Origin of the sequence: Marinobacterium rhizophilum (genome assembly GCF_024397915.1) — a bacterium.
Lineage (GTDB): Bacteria > Pseudomonadota > Gammaproteobacteria > Pseudomonadales > Balneatricaceae > Marinobacterium_A > Marinobacterium_A rhizophilum_A.
Window position 1 is genome coordinate 4,797,571 of sequence record NZ_CP073347.1, and the last position, 18,524, is coordinate 4,816,094.

General features: G+C 60.2%; 16 protein-coding genes. 9 read left to right on the forward strand and 7 right to left on the reverse strand.

The genetic code is table 11. The features are described from left to right. The first annotated feature begins 233 nt into the window (after positions 1 to 233). The 5 genes from ppc to rlmB all read left to right on the forward strand — a co-directional run bounded on the left by ppc (position 234) and on the right by rlmB (position 5,735). Positions 234 to 2,837: a phosphoenolpyruvate carboxylase gene (gene ppc, locus KDW95_RS21735; protein WP_255853853.1), complete on the forward strand. Its 2,604-nt coding sequence runs from the start codon at positions 234 to 236 to the stop codon at positions 2,835 to 2,837. 323 nt (positions 2,838 to 3,160) lie between these two features. Beyond that, a complete protein-coding gene (adk, locus tag KDW95_RS21740) occupies positions 3,161 to 3,811 on the forward strand; it encodes an adenylate kinase (protein ID WP_255853854.1) in 651 nt (216 codons plus the stop codon). Positions 3,812 to 3,955: 144 nt separating this feature from the next. Further along, positions 3,956 to 4,426: a thiosulfate oxidation carrier protein SoxY gene (locus tag KDW95_RS21745; RefSeq protein ID WP_255853855.1), complete on the forward strand. Its 471-nt coding sequence runs from the start codon at positions 3,956 to 3,958 to the stop codon at positions 4,424 to 4,426. Continuing rightward, positions 4,423 to 4,713: a thiosulfate oxidation carrier complex protein SoxZ gene (locus KDW95_RS21750; RefSeq protein ID WP_255853856.1), complete on the forward strand. Its 291-nt coding sequence runs from the start codon at positions 4,423 to 4,425 to the stop codon at positions 4,711 to 4,713. The genes KDW95_RS21745 and KDW95_RS21750 overlap by 4 nt, the downstream gene beginning before the upstream one ends. A gap of 278 nt (positions 4,714 to 4,991) precedes the next feature. After that, positions 4,992 to 5,735, forward strand: coding sequence for a 23S rRNA (guanosine(2251)-2'-O)-methyltransferase RlmB (gene rlmB / locus KDW95_RS21755; protein ID WP_255853857.1), 744 nt, complete (start codon positions 4,992 to 4,994; stop codon positions 5,733 to 5,735). Here the strand turns inward: rlmB and KDW95_RS21760 are convergent. The 3 genes from KDW95_RS21760 to KDW95_RS21770 all read right to left on the reverse strand — a co-directional run bounded on the left by KDW95_RS21760 (position 5,732) and on the right by KDW95_RS21770 (position 8,920). Next, positions 5,732 to 6,919 carry an acetate/propionate family kinase gene (locus tag KDW95_RS21760; protein ID WP_255853858.1) on the reverse strand — a complete coding sequence of 396 codons (1,188 nt, stop codon included), beginning with the start codon at positions 6,917 to 6,919 and terminating at the stop codon, positions 5,732 to 5,734. The genes rlmB and KDW95_RS21760 overlap by 4 nt on opposite strands. A 30-nt stretch (positions 6,920 to 6,949) precedes the next feature. Further along, on the reverse strand, positions 6,950 to 7,897 hold the full coding sequence (locus KDW95_RS21765) for a bifunctional enoyl-CoA hydratase/phosphate acetyltransferase (protein WP_255853859.1): 948 nt from the start codon (positions 7,895 to 7,897) through the stop codon (positions 6,950 to 6,952). A gap of 99 nt (positions 7,898 to 7,996) precedes the next feature. Next, positions 7,997 to 8,920 carry a LysR family transcriptional regulator ArgP gene (locus KDW95_RS21770; RefSeq protein WP_255853860.1) on the reverse strand — a complete coding sequence of 308 codons (924 nt, stop codon included), beginning with the start codon at positions 8,918 to 8,920 and terminating at the stop codon, positions 7,997 to 7,999. Positions 8,921 to 9,040: 120 nt separating this feature from the next. Between KDW95_RS21770 and KDW95_RS21775 the strand changes: the two genes are divergently transcribed. Genes KDW95_RS21775 through acnA form a run of 3 tightly spaced genes read left to right on the forward strand, consistent with a single transcriptional unit; the run spans position 9,041 to position 12,856 of the window. Continuing rightward, the gene (locus KDW95_RS21775; protein ID WP_255853861.1) at positions 9,041 to 9,655 is read left to right on the forward strand and encodes a LysE/ArgO family amino acid transporter; all 615 of its coding nucleotides are present in this window, start codon (positions 9,041 to 9,043) and stop codon (positions 9,653 to 9,655) included. Positions 9,656 to 9,705: 50 nt separating this feature from the next. Continuing rightward, positions 9,706 to 10,116, forward strand: a complete 411-nt coding sequence (locus tag KDW95_RS21780; protein ID WP_255853862.1) for a VOC family protein — start codon at positions 9,706 to 9,708, stop codon at positions 10,114 to 10,116. A 43-nt stretch (positions 10,117 to 10,159) separates the two neighbouring features. Beyond that, a complete protein-coding gene (gene acnA, locus KDW95_RS21785) occupies positions 10,160 to 12,856 on the forward strand; it encodes an aconitate hydratase AcnA (protein WP_255853863.1) in 2,697 nt (898 codons plus the stop codon). Positions 12,857 to 12,863: 7 nt separating this feature from the next. Here acnA and KDW95_RS21790 read toward each other — a convergent pair whose 3' ends face one another. Next, complete coding sequence (locus tag KDW95_RS21790) at positions 12,864 to 14,081, reverse strand: Bcr/CflA family multidrug efflux MFS transporter (RefSeq protein WP_255853864.1); 1,218 nt, start codon at positions 14,079 to 14,081, stop codon at positions 12,864 to 12,866. Between the two features lie 330 nt (positions 14,082 to 14,411). Here KDW95_RS21790 and KDW95_RS21795 point away from each other — a divergent pair, with 330 nt between their 5' ends. Further along, the gene (locus KDW95_RS21795; RefSeq protein ID WP_255853865.1) at positions 14,412 to 15,173 is read left to right on the forward strand and encodes a glycerophosphodiester phosphodiesterase family protein; all 762 of its coding nucleotides are present in this window, start codon (positions 14,412 to 14,414) and stop codon (positions 15,171 to 15,173) included. 96 nt (positions 15,174 to 15,269) lie between these two features. Here the strand turns inward: KDW95_RS21795 and KDW95_RS21800 are convergent, their stop codons facing one another. The 3 genes from KDW95_RS21800 to KDW95_RS21810 are packed head-to-tail and all read right to left on the reverse strand — an operon-like array spanning position 15,270 to position 18,489. After that, entirely contained in the window at positions 15,270 to 15,632 is a 363-nt protein-coding gene (locus KDW95_RS21800) for a histidine triad nucleotide-binding protein (RefSeq protein ID WP_255853866.1), read from the reverse strand. A gap of 44 nt (positions 15,633 to 15,676) precedes the next feature. After that, on the reverse strand, positions 15,677 to 17,206 hold the full coding sequence (locus KDW95_RS21805; protein WP_255853867.1) for a SpoVR family protein: 1,530 nt from the start codon (positions 17,204 to 17,206) through the stop codon (positions 15,677 to 15,679). Continuing rightward, positions 17,203 to 18,489, reverse strand: a complete 1,287-nt coding sequence (locus tag KDW95_RS21810; RefSeq protein WP_255853868.1) for a YeaH/YhbH family protein — start codon at positions 18,487 to 18,489, stop codon at positions 17,203 to 17,205. Before KDW95_RS21810 ends, KDW95_RS21805 begins: the two co-directional genes overlap by 4 nt. Positions 18,490 to 18,524: the final 35 nt, after the last annotated feature.

Here is an 18,524-nt window from a genome sequence, read left to right on the forward strand (position 1 = left end):
GCGCCCGTCTGCTGCGCTTGCAGCAATCTTCAATGTTACAGGCTTCGGGGCCTGCTGCTGTTGTTTGATTTTTTGGGCCTGCACTGCACAAATTTGTAGAATTTACTCAAAAATTTCTCAAAAACAGTGTTTTCCGTTTACCTTCGGGGTCACGAATCCATTATGCTCGAAGAGTCGATGTCACTGGGCCCGGGCGTTATGCCCGGCTGATTTTCATCTAGGGGAGAGAGTGGATGGCTGATCTGCACGAAGCGTTGCGCGATGATGTCCGAATGCTGGGGGACTGCCTGGGGCAGACTATAGAGACCCAGCTTGGCGAGGCTTTTCTGCAAAAGGTAGAGCGCATCCGCAAGCTGGCCAAGGCCGGGCGGCTGGAAGACAACAGCGAATACCATGAGTTGCTCAGTGCCCTGGGCGAGCTGAATGAAGACGAAGTGCTGCCCGTAGCCAGGGCCTTCACCCAGTTCCTTAACCTGGCCAATATTGCCGAAGAGCACCATCGCGTGCGCCGACGCCTGGAAGACAGTGGCAAGGATGCGCCGGCATCGCTGAGCCAGCTTTTTCTGCGCCTCAGTGATCGCGGCTTTAGCGTGCGCGAGATCGCCGATGGTCTTGGCAAGCTGAGTGTGGATCTGGTACTGACCGCGCACCCAACGGAAGTTAACCGTCGCACACTGATTCAGAAATTCGATGATATCGCCGATTGCCTCAAGCGCAATGATCGGGGGGAAAAGGTACAGCACCGCCTGCGCGAGCTGGTCAGCCAGATCTGGCACACCGATGAGATTCGCCAGCAGCGGCCGACACCGGTAGAGGAGGCCAAGTGGGGCTTTGCCGTGATCGAAAACTCCCTTTGGCAGGCGGTGCCCAAGTTTCTGCGCAGCCTTGATGAACAGCTGCAGGAAGTACTGGGAGAGGGGCTGCCACTGGATTGCTGCCCGGTGCGCTATTCCTCCTGGATGGGCGGCGACCGCGACGGCAATCCCAATGTGACCGCTGCGGTGACGCGCGAAGTGCTGCTGCTGTCGCGCTGGATGGCCACGGATCTGTATTACCGGGATATCGATCAGCTGCGGTCCGAGTTGTCGATGAGCCAGTGCAATGCCAGCCTGCGGGAGCGGGTCGGGGAGCAGTCCGAACCCTACCGCGCCTTGCTCGGCGAGGTGAGAGCAGCGCTGGGGCGTACCAAGGCCTGGCTCAAGGCGCAGCTCGATGGCAACCCGGAGCCCGCCAGGGGCATCCTGTTGCATGAGCAGGAGCTGCTGCAACCGTTGCTGCTCTGTCACCAGTCGCTCAGGGACTGCGGCATGCAGATTATTGCACAGGGCCGTCTGCAGGACATGATCAGGCGGATCGCCTGCTTTGGCATGACACTGGTAAAACTGGATATTCGCCAGAATGCCGACCGCCACGCCGGTGTGTTTGATGAACTGACCGCTTTCTATGGACTGGGCTGCTACAGCGACTGGGACGAGGCGCAGCGTCAGCAGTTTTTGCTGGCTGAGCTGAACAGTCCGCGGCCGCTCCTGCCCAGGGCCTGGCAGCCCTCTGCACTGGTGCAGGAAGTGCTGGACACCTGCAAGGTGGTAGCGGCCTCGCAGGAAAACTCCCTTGGCAGCTATGTGATTTCCATGGCCAGCCAGCCCTCGGATGTTCTGAGTGTCATCCTGCTACTGCAGGAGGCGGGTATCGGGCACAACATGCGCGTGGTGCCGCTGTTCGAGACCCTGTCGGATCTGCAGGGCGCTCATGGCTGTATCGATGCATTGCTGTCGCTGGACTGGTACCAGGACTACATTCAGGGCCAGCAGGAAGTGATGATTGGCTACTCGGACTCTGCCAAGGATGCCGGTCAGCTGGCGGCTGCCTGGGGCCAGTTCCAGGCCCAGGAAGAGCTCACCGCTGTCTGTCGCCGGCATCAGGTACACCTGACACTGTTTCACGGCCGTGGTGGTACCGTGGCCCGTGGCGGTGGCCCGAGCCATACCGCGATACTGGCCCAGCCGCCGGGATCGGTGGACCATGGTCTGCGGGTCACCGAACAGGGCGAAATGATTCGATTCAAGTTCGGCATACCGGAAATCGCGATCCGCAATATGGAGCTGTACACCGCCGCCGTGCTACAGGCCACGCTGGACCCGACACCGGGGCCATTACCGCAGTGGCGCAGCCAGATCGAGCGCATGGCCCTGAAAGGGTTGACGGAATACCGTGCGGTGGTGCGCGAAGATGAACACTTTGTGCCCTATTTCCGCGCCGCGACCCCGGAGCAGGAACTCGCCAAGCTGCCCCTGGGCTCGCGGCCGGCAAAACGTCGTACCGATGGGGGTATCGAGAGCCTGCGCGCCATTCCCTGGATCTTTGCCTGGACGCAGACGCGTCTGATGCTGCCGGCCTGGCTCGGGTCCGACAGCGCACTGCAGGAGGCCGTGTCCGAACAGTTGCCACTGCTGCACAGCATGTACCGCGACTGGCCGTTCTTTCGCGCCAATATCGACATGCTGGAAATGGTGCTGGCCAAGAGTGATCCGGATATCGCAGCCTACTACGATGGACGGCTGGTCTCGGAAGAGCTGCGGGTGCTGGGCTCAAGCCTGCGCACGCGCCTTCGCAACAGCGTCGCGCTGGTGAAACAGATCCGGCAGCAGACGCAGTTGCTGGCCGAGAATCCGGTGATTCGCCAGTCCATCGAGGTCCGCAATCCGTATATCGATCCGCTGCATTTCCTGCAGGCCGAGTTGCTGCTGCGTGACCGCACTCAACCCGATGCCAGGCTCGAGCGGGCGCTGATGGTGACAATGTCCGGTATCTCGGCGGGGATGCGCAACACGGGCTGATGTTTGGTCAGACCACTGGCGGGGTTGATGACAACCCCGCTTTTAGCTTACCCTCAATACCCTTTTGCGCGCAGGCACCCTCTGCACGTACAGAAAAAGACTCGTGTGCTGACGAAAAATCGCGTGCCTATAACGCCGCAGACAGCAGCTTTAGGGGCTGCTGCGCTGCTTTTTCCTCAGCGCGTTAGTGCTAATGTCGCATTGTGACCCTGTGCCGGACTCGTTACTGTCCAGAGCACGGGTTATGAGTTGCTGACGGTTGCGCAGCCACGCGAAACAGAATTTTAGTTTTTTGTTATTACAAGAGTAGGAGCCAACCTTCAATGCGTATTATTCTTCTGGGCGCCCCCGGCGCCGGCAAGGGCACACAGGCACAGTACCTGACCGAGAAATTCAACATTCCGCAGATCTCCACCGGGGACATGCTGCGTGCTGCCGTCAAGGCCGGTACACCGCTAGGCATCAAGGCCAAGGCCGTGATGGATGCCGGTCAGCTGGTGTCCGATGACATCATCATTGGTCTGGTTCAGGAACGCATCACGCAGGAAGACTGTGCCAACGGTTTCCTGTTCGACGGTTTTCCGCGCACCATCCCCCAGGCTGACGCCCTGAAAGAGGCCGGTGTGCAGATCGATGCCGTGATTGAAATCGATGTCGACAACGAGGAAATCATCAAGCGCATGAGTGGCCGTCGCGTACACCCGGGCTCGGGTCGTACCTATCACCTGCTGTTCAATGCCCCCAAGGTGGAAGGCAAGGACGATGTCACCGGTGAAGACCTGATTCAGCGTGCCGACGACCAGGAAGATACCGTACGTGCCCGTCTCAAGGTGTACGATGAGCAGACCGCTCCGCTGATCAGCTACTACAAGAGCTGGGGCGAGGCGGATGCCGCCAGCGCACCGCGTTATGTCTATATTCAGGGCGTGGGCTCGGTAGACCAGATCCGCGACAGCATTTTCGCTGCGCTCTGATCCTGCTGTCGCTGTGACAAAGGCCGCTGATTTCAGCGGCCTTTGTGTATTTGGCCAGCTCGCAGACTGAGAGCACAAAGGCTGTCTGGTCCCGGCCTTTAAGGTATCCTCGCCTTTTGGGATCATGCAGCAGGGAGTCTTGCCATGCGACGGCGCTTGTTTGTTGGACGTTTGGGAGTCGCCGCGGCGGCGTTCCTGCTGGCGCCTTTGCGCGTGCAGGCCAGTTGGAACTCGCGGGCCTTCGAAAGTGCGGCCCTGGATGCGGCGCTTACCGCCACCTTTGGTCGCAGTGATACGGTAATGGCGCTGGAAATTGAGCTGAAACTGCCCACGACGGCGCACCTCGGGGACCTGGTACCGGTGATGGCGCAGACGCATTTGCCCAATGTATCCAGGATGGCCCTGCTGGTACATGAAAACCCGCGTCCGCTGGCGGCGCTGTTCGAGTTCGGGCCCAATACCCTGGCGGAGGTCGCCGCCCGTGTTCGACTGGCGCAGTCGAGCGAGGTTTCAGTGGTTGTGGAGTCGGACGGGCAATTGTTCAGAAACGCTCAGCCGGTGCAGGTCGTGCTTGCGGGCTGCGGTGTAGCCATTGACGGCGGAGCGGCACAGTGAGAGTCGAAACCTCGGTCAGGGACGATATCATCACGGTACGGCTGTTTCTGCAGCACGATATGGCCATGCAGGCCGGCTGTGTGGCTGACAGCGCACAGGCGGTCTTTATTCGCGAACTCAGCGTGCGTTACCGGGGCGAGAAGGTGTTCACCGCGGATCTTTCGCCCGCGCTCTCGGCCGACCCCTTTCTGCGCTTTCGCTTTCGAGGCACGGGTGGAGGCACCCTTGCCATCAGCTGGAATGACAGCCAGGGTGCGGACGGCGCTTACAGTCACGAGATCGCCTAGCAGGCCTCGCTATCCTATTGTGTCGCTGGACTGTTTCGATCAGCGTCAGGCGCTGGGTTTTTAGGGCCGAGTTGGGGATAATGTGCGCCCTGTCAGGTTCCTCGATTTATCTGTGCGATTGACGCCTTGCCAGAGGCAGGTCGCGGCAATTGCAGATCGCCCCAGGCACCTGATTCAGCACCTGGCACCACAGCAGGGTGCACCCACGATTAACCCGCGCGGGATCTGGAATCCTCGCCCGGCATCCCGGTTTTCAGCCGGGTACAGGAGCACATCCATTGGAAGACGAAATTCTGTTCGGTCAGCACGCGGTACGTACGGCGCTCAAGCGTGATTCCAAACGTATCAAGCGGCTGCTGGTACAGCAGGGGCGTAACGACGAGCGCATCCAGCAGGTGATCGACCTGGCGTCACCGGTGCATGTGCGCCCCGAGCGGGTCAGCCGCCAGGAGCTGGACCGCCTGGCCGATGGCGGTGTTCACCAGGGCGTGCTGGTACTGTGCGATCCGATTCTATCCAAGGACGAGGCCTTTCTGGACCAGTTGCTGGACGGGCTCGAGACGGCACCCTTTCTGCTGGTACTCGACGGTGTCACGGACCCCCACAACCTGGGCGCCTGCCTGCGGACCGCCGATGCGGCGGGTGTGCAGGCGGTGATTGCCCCCAAGGACAAGTCAGCGCCGCTGAACTCGACCGTGTCCAAGGTGGCCTGTGGTGCGGCCGAGGTGGTGCCCTATGTGCAGGTGACCAACCTTGCACGTACCCTGCAGATGCTGCAGGAGCGCGGCATCTGGATTACCGGCACGGCAGGCGAAGCCCAGCAGCTGGTTTATGATGCCAGCCTCACCGGCCCCATGGCGCTGATCATGGGGGCGGAAGGCAAGGGCATGCGCCGCCTGACCCGGGAGCACTGTGATCACCTGGTCAAGATTCCGATGTCCGGCGAGGTCAGCAGCCTGAACGTGTCGGTGGCCGCCGGGGTCTGCCTGTTCGAAGCCGTGCGTCAGCGCCGCGAGGGCTAAGCGGGCTGGCCCAGCATCTCGTGGCAATGCTGGGCAATCATTGCACCTTCGTGAGTCGGAATCACCAGCACCTCGATGGAGCTGTCCGGCGTGCTGATCAGCATGGCGCCGCTCTCGTTCGCCCGGGGGTCGAGCGCCACACCGAGCCAGGCCAGGCGTTGCAGTATGCGGGCGCGGATATCGGCGTCGTTCTCGCCAACACCGCCGGTAAAGACGATGCGATCCAGCCCCTGCATGGCGGCGCTGAGGCGGCCGATTTCCAGCGCTGCGCGATAGCAGAACATCTCGATGGCCTCCTGGGCCTCGGGCTTGTCGCTGGCGTGCAGCTCGAGCATGTCTGAGCTGACCCCGGACACTCCCAGCCAGCCGCTTTGCTTGTTCAGCATCTGCTCCAGCATATCGATATCCATCGCATAGTGACGCATCAGGTACAGCAGCACGCTGGGGTCGATACTGCCGCAGCGGCTGCCCATGGGCAGTCCGTCGAGGGCGGTAAAACCCATGCTGCTGGCCACCGAGCGGCCGTCACGCACAGCACAGATGCTGGCGCCGGAGCCAAAGTGGCAGATCAGGCTGTGCCCCATGCCTCGCCCCTGCCTGGCCAGCTGGCGCTGGATGTACTGATAGGACAGGCCATGGAAGCCATAGCGCTGGATACCGTCCGCGGTGAAGCGTGCGGGGATGGCATAGCGGCGCTCAAGTGCAGACTGTCCAACATGAAACATGGTGTCAAAACAGGCAAGCTGCGCAGTGCCGGGCAGACGCGCACGACAGGCCTGAATCAGCTCGATGTTGTAGGGCTGGTGCAGGGGCGCCAGTGGACTGAGCTGGTGCAGGCTGTCGATCAGGGCGTCGTCCACCCGTCTGGGCGTCGAGAACTGCTCGCCACCGTGCACCACCCGGTGCCCCACGGCCAGAATCTCGACATCGGGCAGCTCGGCGTCTATCCAGTCCAGTACCAGCGCCAGCGCGCTCAGGTGGCGCTGGCTGGTGGCAATCTGGCTGAAGTCAGGCTGCAGTTGTGCAAGTTCCTGCCCCTGTCCATCGGTTATTTCCAGACTTGGCGTGCCCAGCGCATTGCCAAGCTGGAAGCGATAGCGCAGATGCGCTGCATCGGTTGCGGGTTCGTAAAGGCCGCACTTCAGGCTGGAAGAGCCGCCGTTCACCGCCAAAATACACTGCATGCTCAAGATGATCCTTTCGCTCGTACTGGTTCAGGGAACCCTTGTGGCTGCACGCTCATGCACGATGTGCGAGGCCAGGGCACAGGACGCCATGCGGGTCAGGGTGTTGTCCGAGCGGCTGGTCAGGATGATGGGAACCCGGGCACCCAGGGCAATGCCGGCTGACTCGGCACCGGCCAGGTAGACCAGCTGCTTGGCAATCATATTGGCAGACTCGAGGTCGGGCGCCAACAGGATGTCGGCCTCGCCCGATACCTGCGAGTCTATATGCTTGTCGAGCGCGGCTTGGCGGGAAATGGCATTGTCAAACGCCAGCGGGCCATCCAGCAGGCCGCCCGTGACCTGACCCCGGTCCGCCATCTTGCACAGGGCCGCGGCATCCAGCGTGCTTTGCATGCTCGGCACTATTTTCTCTACCGCCGCCAGGATGGCAACGCGCGGCGACTTTATGCCCAGCACCTGGCAGAAATCGATGGCGTTTTGCACGATGTCCCGTTTCACCAGCAGGTCAGGCGCTACGTTAATGGCGGCATCGGTAATGATGAGCGGCTTGTGATAGTTGGGTATGTCAAAAACAAAAACATGGCTGAGCCTGCGTTCCGTTCTGATGCCCAGTGTTTTGTGAAGCACAGCGCTCAACAGTTCCGAGGTGGCCAAAGCGCCTTTCATCAGGGCCTCGACACGGCCTTCGCGTGCCAGGTCACAGGCTTTTTCCGCCGCCGCATGGCTATGGGGCACATCAATGATCTTGATGTCGTGCAGTGAGAGTTGCTCCTGTCGGGCGAGGGCCTGGATGCGTTCACGGGGGCCGACCAGAATCGGTTCAATCAAGCCTTGCTCTGCGGCACAGAGCGCGCCGGTCAGGGCGTTGTGATCAACCGGATGTACGACCGCCGTGCGGATAGGGCGCGCCTGGCGAGCCTGGCGGATAAAAAACTCGAGCTGTTGCTGTGCCGGAGGCATTTCAGTATTGAGCATGCGCAAAGGCTCCTGTCGGTGTTGCCGGGTACATGATCGCCTGACCAGTATGATGCAGGTCGTGGCAGCGATGGCTGACCTGGGTCATGTTTCGACGTCCTATGGGTGGGTCAGGACGGGATGGGCAGAAAACGGATCCAGCAGCTTTTCGGCTCCGCGCAACAGGGTTTCGGTGAGGCGCCTTGCCAGCGGCGTTTTCAGGTTCCAGACATGCCAGTACAGCGGCACGGCCAGATAGTTGCCAGGCGCAAGATCGACCACCAGGCCCCTGGCCAGAAAGCTGCGGCTCTGCTGATCCGGTACCATGCCGGCGCCAAAGCCGCGCACGATCAGATCAATAAAGGCATCGGGTGATGGCACGCGGTGGCGCGGAAAGTCGCCGGCTGCGAGGCCATAGAAGCGTTCCAGGTAGCGACAGTGCAGGGCATCCTTGTGGTTGTATTCCACCGCAGGTGCCTGGCGCAGGCCTTCGGCTGTGACGGCACCACCAAGCTGGTCTTTGATATAGGTGGGTGCCACGAGGCAGCGGTAGGGCATGACGCCCAGTGGAATGCAGTTGCAGCCCTGCATTGCCTGGGGACTCGCGGTGATGCAGCCGATCACTTCGCCGGTACGCAGCAGGTGGTGGGTCTGGTCCTGGTCATCGACCTTTAATTCCAGCAGAATTTTCTCCTGTTCCATCAGTGGTTGCAGCGCCGGCAGAAACCAGCTGCTGAGGCTGTCGGCATTCAGGCCCAGGGCCAGGCGGGTAAAGCTGCTGTCTTCGGCACTGTAAACTTCCTTGAGCAGTTCCTTTTGCAGCAGGCTGACCTGGCGGTAATGCTTGAGCACCTGCTGGCCCGCCGGTGTGGCCCGTACCGGGCTGGAGCGAATCACCAGAGCCTGGCCGAGGCGTTCCTCAAGTTGCTTGAGGCGCTGTGACACCGCCGACTGGGTGATGTGCAGCGAGGCGGCGGCTCGCTCGAAGCTCTGTTCTTCAATGACGGCGGCGAGCGCCTGAACCTGTCGATAATCCAGCATCATTAGCTCTGCTAATTTGTTATAAAAAATATAAGTTTTACTTGTTTGGTTCCGGCGGTCAATATCGCGCTCATCTTATAACGGGTCCGTATCTCACGGGCACTGATAGCGGGAACGAGTTTTATGAACAGTGCACTGCAGTCCAGCGTCATGTTGCAGGGTTTTGTGACCGGAGGCGGTCTGATCATTGCCATAGGGGCGCAGAACGCGTTCTTGCTGGCCCAGGGCGTGCGGCGCCAGTATCACTGGCCCATTGCGCTGCTGTGCAGCCTCAGTGATGCGCTGCTGATTTGCCTGGGTGTACTGGGCATGGGGGTGCTGATCAGCGAGTCGCCGTTATTGCTGGAGCTGGCGCGCTATGGCGGTGCGCTCTTTCTGACGTACTACGGCTATCGTGCCCTGCGCAGTGCCCTGCAGCCGGCGGGGCTGGATATGGCCAGTCGTGGTGCCGTTTCCCTCAAGTCGGCGCTGCTGACAACCCTGGCGGTCAGTCTGCTCAATCCCCACGCCTACCTGGATACGGTGGTGCTGCTCGGCAGCATTGCAACCCAGTACGGCGACAGCTTGCGCAACTGGTTTGGCGCCGGTGCGGTGCTGGCGTCTTTTGCCTGGTTTTTAACGCTGGGGCTGGGTGCGCCCAAGCTCGCGCCGCTGTTCCGTGATCCGCGCGCCTGGCGGGTGCTCGACAGCCTCGTCTGTTTGGTGATGTGGGGAATTGCCCTGAGTCTGGTGCTCTGACCGCTGGCGCGCCTGCTACTATTCAGAGTGTCAGTCAGGGCGGGACAAGCATGATCCAAATTCGCGATATTGACCATCTGGTGCTACGGGTACAGCGGCTTGACCCTATGCTTGATTTCTACTGCCGCGTGCTCGGGTGCGAACTCGAACGGGTCAAGGAAGACCTGGGGCTGTACCAGCTGCGTGCAGGACGGGCACTGATCGACCTGATTACCGTAGACGGTGAGCTGGGGGCCGCCGGTGGCCGGGCTCCCGCCGCCGAGGGGCGCAACATGGACCACCTGTGCCTGCGGCTTGAGCCGTTCGACGCGACGGCGATTCGTGCCTACCTGATTGCGGAGAATGTCGAGGTGGGTGCCGTTGAATCGCGCTATGGGGCCGAGGGCATGGGCCCCTCGTTCTATATTCAGGACCCGGAAGGCAACACCCTGGAGCTGAAGGGCCCCCCGGAGCCGCTCTGATCCCTGTGCAGCGGCTGTCAGTGACTCAATGTGGGGAACGGTTATGAGCAACAGCTTTGGTGCGCAAGGCAAGCTGGACGTCGGTGACAAGAGCTACGAAATTTATCGGCTGGATGCTCTGCAGGCGCAGTATGGCATCAGTCGCCTGCCCTACAGCCTTAAAATATTGCTGGAGAACCTGCTGCGCCTCGAAGACGATCTGAACGTGCGGCCGTCTGACATAGAGGCGCTGTGCCGCTGGAACCCGGCTGCGGACAGTAGCGACCAGATCGCCTTCACGCCTGCACGGGTGGTACTGCAGGACTTTACCGGCGTTCCCGTAGTTGTGGATCTTGCTGCCATGCGCGATGCCATGGTTCGGCTCGGGGGCGATCCTGAGTTGATCAATCCGCTGCAACCGGTGGACCTGGTGATTGATCACTCGGTCATGGTGGACCACTACGGTTCAACCCAGGCACTGGACCTGAATACCCGCATTGAGTTTGAACGCAATGCCGAGCGATACCAGTTTCTACGCTGGGGTCAAAAGGCCTTTGCCAATTTCCGTGTAGTGCCGCCCGGCACCGGCATCGTGCACCAGGTTAACCTCGAATACCTGGCCCAGGTTGTCATGACCAAAGAGTGTGGCGGCGTGCAGCAGGCCTACCCCGACACCCTGGTGGGAACCGACTCCCACACGACCATGATCAACGGACTGGGCGTGCTGGGCTGGGGTGTGGGGGGCATCGAAGCCGAAGCCGCCATGTTGGGGCAGCCGGTCACTATGCTGTTGCCAAGGGTGCTGGGCGTACGCTTGAATGGGCGCCTGTCGGCAGGAGCCACGGCCACAGACCTGGTATTGCGCGTGACGGAAATACTGCGCAGCCACGGGGTCGTCGGCCAGTTCGTGGAATTCTTTGGCGCTGGCCTGAATGAACTGCCACTGGCGGACCGGGCCACCATTGCCAACATGGCGCCGGAATATGGCGCCACCTGCAGTATCTTCCCCATCGACAGCGAAACCCTGCGCTACCTGGAGCTGACCGGTCGCAGCGCCGAGCAGCGCGCGCTGGTGGAGGCCTACGCGCGGGAACAGGGACTCTGGCATGACAGCACCAGCGCGCAGCCTGATTACAGCGAAGTGCTGGAGCTCGATCTGGCGTCGGTGGTGCCCAGCATTGCCGGCCCCAAAAGGCCCCAGGACAGGGTTGACCTGACCGATGCCAAGCGGGCCTTCATGAGTGCGATGCGCCAGGAGCATGGCACGGTCGACCCGCAGGTACCGATGCAGGATGGCGGAGTTGCCTTTGAGCTGGATGCCGAGCAGCATCTGTTGCGCCACGGAGACGTGGTCATCGCGGCCATTACATCCTGCACCAATACCTCCAACCCCGCGGTGATGCTGGCGGCGGGGCTGGTGGCCAAAAAGGCGCGGGAACGGGGCTTGAAAACCAAGCCCTGGGTAAAAACCTCGCTGGCACCGGGTTCCCAGGTGGTGTCGGCCTATCTGCAGGCAGCGGGGTTGATGGCGCCCCTGGAGGAGCTGGGCTTCAACCTGGTGGGCTTTGGCTGCACCACCTGCATCGGCAACTCCGGGCCCTTGCGTCCGCAAATCAGCCAGGCGATTGCCGATGGCAACCTTATTGTGTCGTCGGTGCTGTCGGGCAATCGCAACTTTGAAGGGCGGATCCATCCGGAAATCAAAACCAATTACCTGGCGTCGCCGCCGCTGGTGGTGGCCTATGCCCTGGCCGGAAGCCTGACGGTGGATTTGTATCAGGACCCACTGGGGCAGGACAGGAAAGGCAATTCTGTTTACCTGAAAGATATCTGGCCCGAGCAGCAGGAAATACAGGCGCTGTTACGCAACTGCATCAGTGCGGACATGTTTACAAGTCGCTATGCCGATGTGTTCGAGGGGCCGGATTCCTGGCGGGCACTGCCCCTGCCGCAGGGGACGACCTACCAGTGGCCTGATTCCAGCTACATCAGGCATCCGCCATATTTCGATGGCATGAGCGCCCAGCCGGTGGCGCCGCCGGCCGTGAAGGGCGCACGCTGCCTGGTGCGGGTAGGGGACTCCATCACCACGGACCATATCTCGCCGGCGGGCGCCATCAAGGCGGACAGCCCGGCAGGTCTGTATCTGCAGGCGCTGGGCGTACAGCCGGTCGATTTCAACAGCTACGGTTCCAGGCGTGGCAATCACGAAGTGATGATGCGCGGTACCTTTGCCAATATACGCCTGCGCAATCAGCTGGCACCCGGCACCGAAGGCGGCTGGACGACACACTTCCCCTCCGGTGAACAGCTCAGCATCTTCGATGCGGCCATGCGTTACCAGCAGGAGGCGGTACCGCTGGTGGTACTGGCGGGCAAGGAGTACGGCACCGGTTCCAGCCGGGACTGGGCGGCCAAGGGCACGCGGCTGCTGGGCATCGCTGCGGTGATCGCCGAGAGCTTCGAACGAATTCACCGCTCCAACCTGGTGGGCTTTGGCATACTGGCGCTGCAGTTTCGGGATGGCGAGTCAGCCCAGAGTCTGGGTCTGCATCCCGAGGCGCTGTTTGATATCGAGACGGTTGACGATCAGCCGACCGATGTGGAGGTCAGGGCTACGGCGCCGGATGGCAGCCAGTCCTGTTTCCGGGTCAGGGTGCGGATCGATACGCCGGTGGAGTGGGAATATTACCGCCACGGCGGCATTCTGCAGTACGTCCTGCGCAACCTTGCGGGCGTCGGGGCATCGGGGGCCTCCTGAGACCGTATCAGGCTGCTTCATCCAGGGTCTGTGCTGCGGTATCTATCTGCTGAGCCGCGGGTTTGCCGGCGCAGAGGAATGAGATAACCGCCAGGATGCCGCAGAGCGCCATGACCGACGTCATGGGTACCGAAGTGCCACTGTGAAAGAGTCCGACCGCGGCCCCGCCGAGGGAGCCGACGCCAAAGCGCAAGGCGCCGCCAAGCGCCGAGGTGCTGCCCGAAATCCGGGCAAAGCGGTTCATGACTTCAGACAGGGTATGGGCACTGATAATGCCGTAGGTGCCGACAAAGAGCACAGAAGCCAGCACGATCAGTGCCAGTGGGGGCTCTGCGACTGTACTGAGCAGGATCAGCAGTCCACAGACCAGGCTGATCAGCGCAAAGGTCACTTGCAGCACGCGCTTTGAACTCAGGTGGGTAAAGCGGTTGGCCAGGGTCGTGAGTGCCATCAGGGCAATGATGTTCAGGCTGAACAGCAAGCCGTAGTATTGCTCGGCAACGCCAAACAGCTCGATATAGACAAAGGGCGATGCGGCGACAAATGCCATCATGCCGGCAAACATGAAGCCCGCACTGAGCATATGCAACAGGGCATGGCGGTCGCGCAGCAGCATGCCGTAGTTGCGAACCAGGGCAGCCGGTCGCAGCGGCGTGCGCTGCGCGGTTGCCAGGGTTTCATCCACCTTGCGGTAAAACAGGGCCAGGCCGATTAGTGCGATCAGCACCAGTACCCAGAAAATCAGCCGCCAGCCACCGACCACCAGTACCAGTGCGCCCAGCATCGGGGCGATTAACGGGGCTACGGCCATGACCATCATGATAACGCCCATGGTGCGGGCAAATTCTGCGCCCGCAAAACGGTCCCTGACCAGCGCAGGCACGGTGACTGCCATGGCGGCAGCGCCTGCAGCCTGAACCGCACGGGCCATCAGCAGCCAGTGGATATCGGTGGCCAGGGCACAGAAAACGCTGCCCAGGATGAATAAAAGTGCGCCGATAATAATGACGAAACGGCGGCCCATGGCATCGGACAGGGGGCCAAAAATCAGTTGCGGCAGGGAAAAACCGATCAGGAAAACGGTCAGGCTCTGCTGTACCAGTTCGGTTGAGGTATCAAGACCGCTGGCGATGGCCGGCATGCTGGGCAGGTACATGTCGATTGCCAGTGGCGACAGGCCGATCAGGAGACCGAGAATGATGATAAAAGCTTTGTCGGTGGTCATATCTATAGCATCTGCAGTGTCGAAAAGTGACAAATAAAGGCGTGGACAACCCGAGCGCGAACGCAGGAAACAGCGGGGTTTTGCAGCTCAGGAGGGCCGTTTTCAGCGGGGTCGCGGAGCGGGTCATCACACCAGGTGAACAACCGGGGCCGCAGGGCGTATTAATCACACAAACGGAATAAATTAACGCCAGTCGAACTAAACTGGGTAAGGATGCATATAGTAGCACCCATGCGGTCGCATTGCTGGCGGTGTTTTACGAACTTACTGTTGCAGTAATCGCGCTAATTTTGATTTGTACTGATCCAATAACGGTACAGAGGTACGCATATGATGGACAGTCCCTGGTCTGATCGGCTGGTCGCACACCGTGGCTATGCCGCACGCTATCCCGAAAATACGCTACTGGCCGTGCGCGAGGCGCTTAATGCCGGCGCACGGTTTGTAGAAGTCGATATACAGCTCAGTGCCGACCGGGTTGCGGTGGTGTTTCATGATGATGATACCCGGCGCCTGTGCGGCCAGGAGGGAACCGTACAGGCGTTGCACCGCGCGGAGCTGGTCGCGCTGTCTTGCCATTATCCGTCGCGGTTTGGCGAGGTCTTTCAGGGCGAGTCCCTGGCTACGCTGTCCGGTCTGCGTCAGTTGATGCAGCAGTTTCCCGATGTGGTGTTTTTTATCGAACTCAAGCGCGGCTCCATCGAGCATTTCGGTCGCCGCGATTTCCTGCAGACGGTAGCGTCCGGGCTGGCGGCGGTACAGGATCAGGTTGTGCTGATCAGTTATGACCGCCCGATTCTGCAGCAGGCGGCGGAGCAGGGCTGGCGTATCGGTGTTGTGCAGGACGAGTGGCCCGACAGCGAAGACCTGCAGTTGCAGCAGCTCAAACCCGAGTTTCTGTTCCTGGACGTCAACTGCCTGCCGGCGGGCCCGTTGGCCTGGCAAGGCGCACGCCTGGCGGTGTTTGAGGTGGCCGAGGCGGCACAGGCAAAAGAGCTCATGGGCAGGGGCATTGAGCTGGTGGAAACCTTCGAGGTGGGCGAGATGCGTTATGCCCTGACCTGCGAACAGGACGCGCTCGACGCACACTAGGTTGTCCGGGAACGCTCAACCTACTGCGAACCACCTGGCTCTCGCTACGGCCAGCAAGGCCGGACAGCCTCTGGGTGTTCAGGGCTGGCAAGGGTGTCAGAGCGTCTTGAGTTTGTCCTGGTAAGGTGGCCATCCCATGGCCTTGCCTCCCAGTACATGCAGGTGGATATGGTAAACGGTCTGGCCTCCGTGGTTGTTGCAGTTCAGTACCGTACGATAGCCATCGCTGGCGAATCCCTGCTGCTGGGCGAGCTTCGCGGCAACCATGACCATATGGCCGACGACCTCCCGATCCTCGGTCGAAATATCATTCAGGGTGGCGATATGCCGGCGCGGAATCACCAGGGCATGAAAAGGTGCCTGGGGGTTAATATCGTTAAAGGCAATCACCTGGTCGTCTTCGTAGATGATTCCCGCCGGAATTTCCTTTTGCAGTATTTTGCAGAACAAGCAGTCCATATCAGCCCTCTTGGCGCCGGAGTGAGTTGTCCGCCGCCATGGGGTCAGAGTGTTTCGAGCACTTCCCGTGGCGGACAATGGTATTGCGCACAGACGGTATCGTCAGCCTTGACGGATTCCAGGTGAACGTCAAAACCCCAGAGCCTGTGCAGGTGCCGGAGGACTTCTTCGGAACTGTCCCCCAACGGCTGGTTATTATACATGTAGTGGCGCAGGGTCAGGGAGCGATCACCACGCACATCGACGTTGTAGACCTGGATATTGGGTTCGCGATTGCCCAGGTTGTATTGCGCCGACAGGTCTTCGCGGATGCGCTGGTAGCCGGCTTCGTTGTGGATGGCAGAGACCTTGAGTGTGGGGCTCTCGGCATCGTCGTAAATTTCGAACAGTTTGAGCTCGCGAATCAGCGCCGGCGACAGGTACTGCTGAATAAAGCTTTCATCCTTGAAGTTCTGCATGGCGTAATGCACGGCATCGAGCCAGTCAGTGCCGGCAAGCTGCGGAAACCATTCACGGTCTTCATCCGTGGGGTGTTCACAGATGCGGCGAATGTCCTGCATCATGTTGTAGCCCAGGGTGTAGGGGTTAATGCCGCTGAAGTAGGGCGAGTCAAACGGCGGCTGGTAGACCACGCTGGAGTGACTGTGCAGAAACTCCATCATGAAGCCGTCGGTGACAAGGCCCTCGTCGTACAAACCGTAGAGCAGGTTGTAGTGCCAGAAGCAGGCCCAACCTTCGTTCATGACCTGGGTTTGTTTCTGCGGATAAAAGTACTGCGAGATCTTGCGCACGATACGTACGATTTCCCGTTGCCAGGGTTCCAGCAGCGGGGCGTTTTTCTCGATGAAATAGAGGATGTTTTCTTCCGGGTCCCTGGGGAAGCGGGTTACCCGGGCGGTTTCATGTTCCTCCTTCTGCGGGATCGTGTTCCAGAGGTCATTAAGGTGGCGCTGGATGTACTCCTCCCGGTCACGCTGACGCTGGCGTTCTTCCTCGGCGGTCAGGGGCTGTGGGCGCTTGTAGCGGTTGACGCCGTAGTTCATCAGCGCATGACAGGAGTCGAGCAGTTCCTCTACCGCTTCGGCACCGTAGCGCTCCTCACAGTCGGCAATGTATTTCTTGGCGAATACCAGGTAATCGATGATGGCGGATGCGTCTGTCCAGGTCTTGAACAGGTAGTTGCCCTTGAAAAAGGAGTTGTGACCGTAGCAGGCATGGGCAATGACCAGCGCCTGCATGGTCATGGTGTTCTCTTCCATCAGGTAGGCGATACTGGGGTTGGAATTGATCACAATTTCGTAAGCCAGCCCCATCTGGCCGCGCTTGTAGCGCTGTTCGGTTTCAACGAACTGCTTGCCAAAGGACCAGTGGTTGTAGTTCAGCGGCATGCCGATGGAGGAGTACGCATCCATCATCTGCTCGGAGGTAATGATCTCGATCTGGTTGGGGTAGGTATCCAGACGAAACCCTTTTGCCAGGCGGGCTATTTCCCGGTCGTAGGCTTCGATCAGCTCAAAGGTCCACTCTGAGCCGGTCGAAAGCGGTGCTTTTTTCTTTGCCGGACGACTACTCATGCAGCACCTTCCATTTTCCGTGCAAACAGTTTGCGAAAGACGGGATAGATGTCAGAGGCTTCCTCGATCTGATGCATCGCAAAGGTATCCGGGTAGGCTTCGCGCACCCGTTCATATTCCAGCCAGAGGTTCTGGTGGGGACCTGTGGTGATCTCGACGTAGGCGTAATACTGCACGTGGGGCAGTACCCGGTTGACCAGTATCTGGCGGCAGGCATCGGAGTCGCCGTCCCAGTTGTCACCATCAGAGGCCTGGGCGACATAGATATTCCAGTCACCGGCGGGGTAGCGGTCGCGAATGACATCGCCGGACAGGGTCAGGGCGCTGGAAACGATGGTGCCACCGGTTTCGCGCGAGTAGAAAAACTCCTCTTCATCCACTTCCTTGGCGTGGGTGTGGTGGCGGATAAAGACCACTTCAATCTGTTTGTAGTTTCGGGTCAGGAACAGGTAGAGCAGTATAAAGAAACGCTTGGCCATGTCCTTGATGGCCTGTGTCATGGAGCCGGATACGTCCATCACGCAGAACATGACCGCCTTGCTGGACGGCACCGGGACACGCACCAGGTTGGTGAATTTGAGGTCAAAGTCGTCGATAAAGGGCAGTTTGCGGATCTTTTTCTCGAGTGCTTCGATTTCCGCCCGCAGGAGCGCACAGCGTTTGGCGTTTTCCGGATTGGTAGGGGCATCTTCCAGTGCCCAGAGTTCCTTTTTCAGCTCCCGTACCTGGCGTCGCTCTTTGCCGGAAAGCGCGATACGTCTTGCGTGAGCGGCGCGCAGGGAGCGCACAATATGCAGTTTCTCCGGTGAGCCGGAGGTGGTAAAGCCCGCTCGCCGGGTTTCGGTCTGGGTGGCGTCGCGCAGTTTCTTTTTAACCATGTAGGGCAGCTCAAGGCCTTCAAACAGGAAGTCGAGAAACTCGTCCTGATTAATGTTGAAGGTGAACTCGTCCATGCCTTCACCCTGGTTGCTGGCCTTGCCCTTGCCGCTACCCCCGCCGCCACCGCCCTGGGGTCGGCGAAACTCATCCCCCTCCATGTATTCCTTGTTGCCCGGATAAATACGCTGGCGCTGGCCGCCATCACCATGATGAAAGATGGGCTCCGAGATGTCGCGATTGGGTATCGTGACTTGCCCGCCCTGTTCTATATCCTTGATTGACCGCTGATTGACCGCTTCTTCCACCGCCCGCTTGATGTGCTTGCGGTAGCGACGCAGGAAGCGCTGCCGGTTCACGGTGCTCTTCTTCTTTGCGTTGAGCCGACGATCAATTATGTAACTCATACCCTGCTCCTTAGCCGGCGCCCCCTGCTGCACCG

Excerpts from the sequence above, each read along its gene's own strand:
- ppc (WP_255853853.1), top strand. The coding sequence starts at position 234 with ATGGCTGATCTGCACGAAGCGTTGCGCGATGATGTCCGAATGCTGGGG.
- adk (WP_255853854.1), top strand. The coding sequence starts at position 3,161 with ATGCGTATTATTCTTCTGGGCGCCCCCGGCGCCGGCAAGGGCACACAG.
- KDW95_RS21745 (WP_255853855.1), top strand. The coding sequence starts at position 3,956 with ATGCGACGGCGCTTGTTTGTTGGACGTTTGGGAGTCGCCGCGGCGGCG.
- KDW95_RS21760 (WP_255853858.1), bottom strand. The coding sequence starts at position 6,919 with ATGCAGTGTATTTTGGCGGTGAACGGCGGCTCTTCCAGCCTGAAGTGC.
- KDW95_RS21765 (WP_255853859.1), bottom strand. The coding sequence starts at position 7,897 with ATGCTCAATACTGAAATGCCTCCGGCACAGCAACAGCTCGAGTTTTTT.
- KDW95_RS21770 (WP_255853860.1), bottom strand. The coding sequence starts at position 8,920 with ATGATGCTGGATTATCGACAGGTTCAGGCGCTCGCCGCCGTCATTGAA.
- KDW95_RS21775 (WP_255853861.1), top strand. The coding sequence starts at position 9,041 with ATGAACAGTGCACTGCAGTCCAGCGTCATGTTGCAGGGTTTTGTGACC.
- KDW95_RS21780 (WP_255853862.1), top strand. The coding sequence starts at position 9,706 with ATGATCCAAATTCGCGATATTGACCATCTGGTGCTACGGGTACAGCGG.
- acnA (WP_255853863.1), top strand. The coding sequence starts at position 10,160 with ATGAGCAACAGCTTTGGTGCGCAAGGCAAGCTGGACGTCGGTGACAAG.
- KDW95_RS21790 (WP_255853864.1), bottom strand. The coding sequence starts at position 14,081 with ATGACCACCGACAAAGCTTTTATCATCATTCTCGGTCTCCTGATCGGC.
- KDW95_RS21795 (WP_255853865.1), top strand. The coding sequence starts at position 14,412 with ATGATGGACAGTCCCTGGTCTGATCGGCTGGTCGCACACCGTGGCTAT.
- KDW95_RS21800 (WP_255853866.1), bottom strand. The coding sequence starts at position 15,632 with ATGGACTGCTTGTTCTGCAAAATACTGCAAAAGGAAATTCCGGCGGGA.
- KDW95_RS21805 (WP_255853867.1), bottom strand. The coding sequence starts at position 17,206 with ATGAGTAGTCGTCCGGCAAAGAAAAAAGCACCGCTTTCGACCGGCTCA.
- KDW95_RS21810 (WP_255853868.1), bottom strand. The coding sequence starts at position 18,489 with ATGAGTTACATAATTGATCGTCGGCTCAACGCAAAGAAGAAGAGCACC.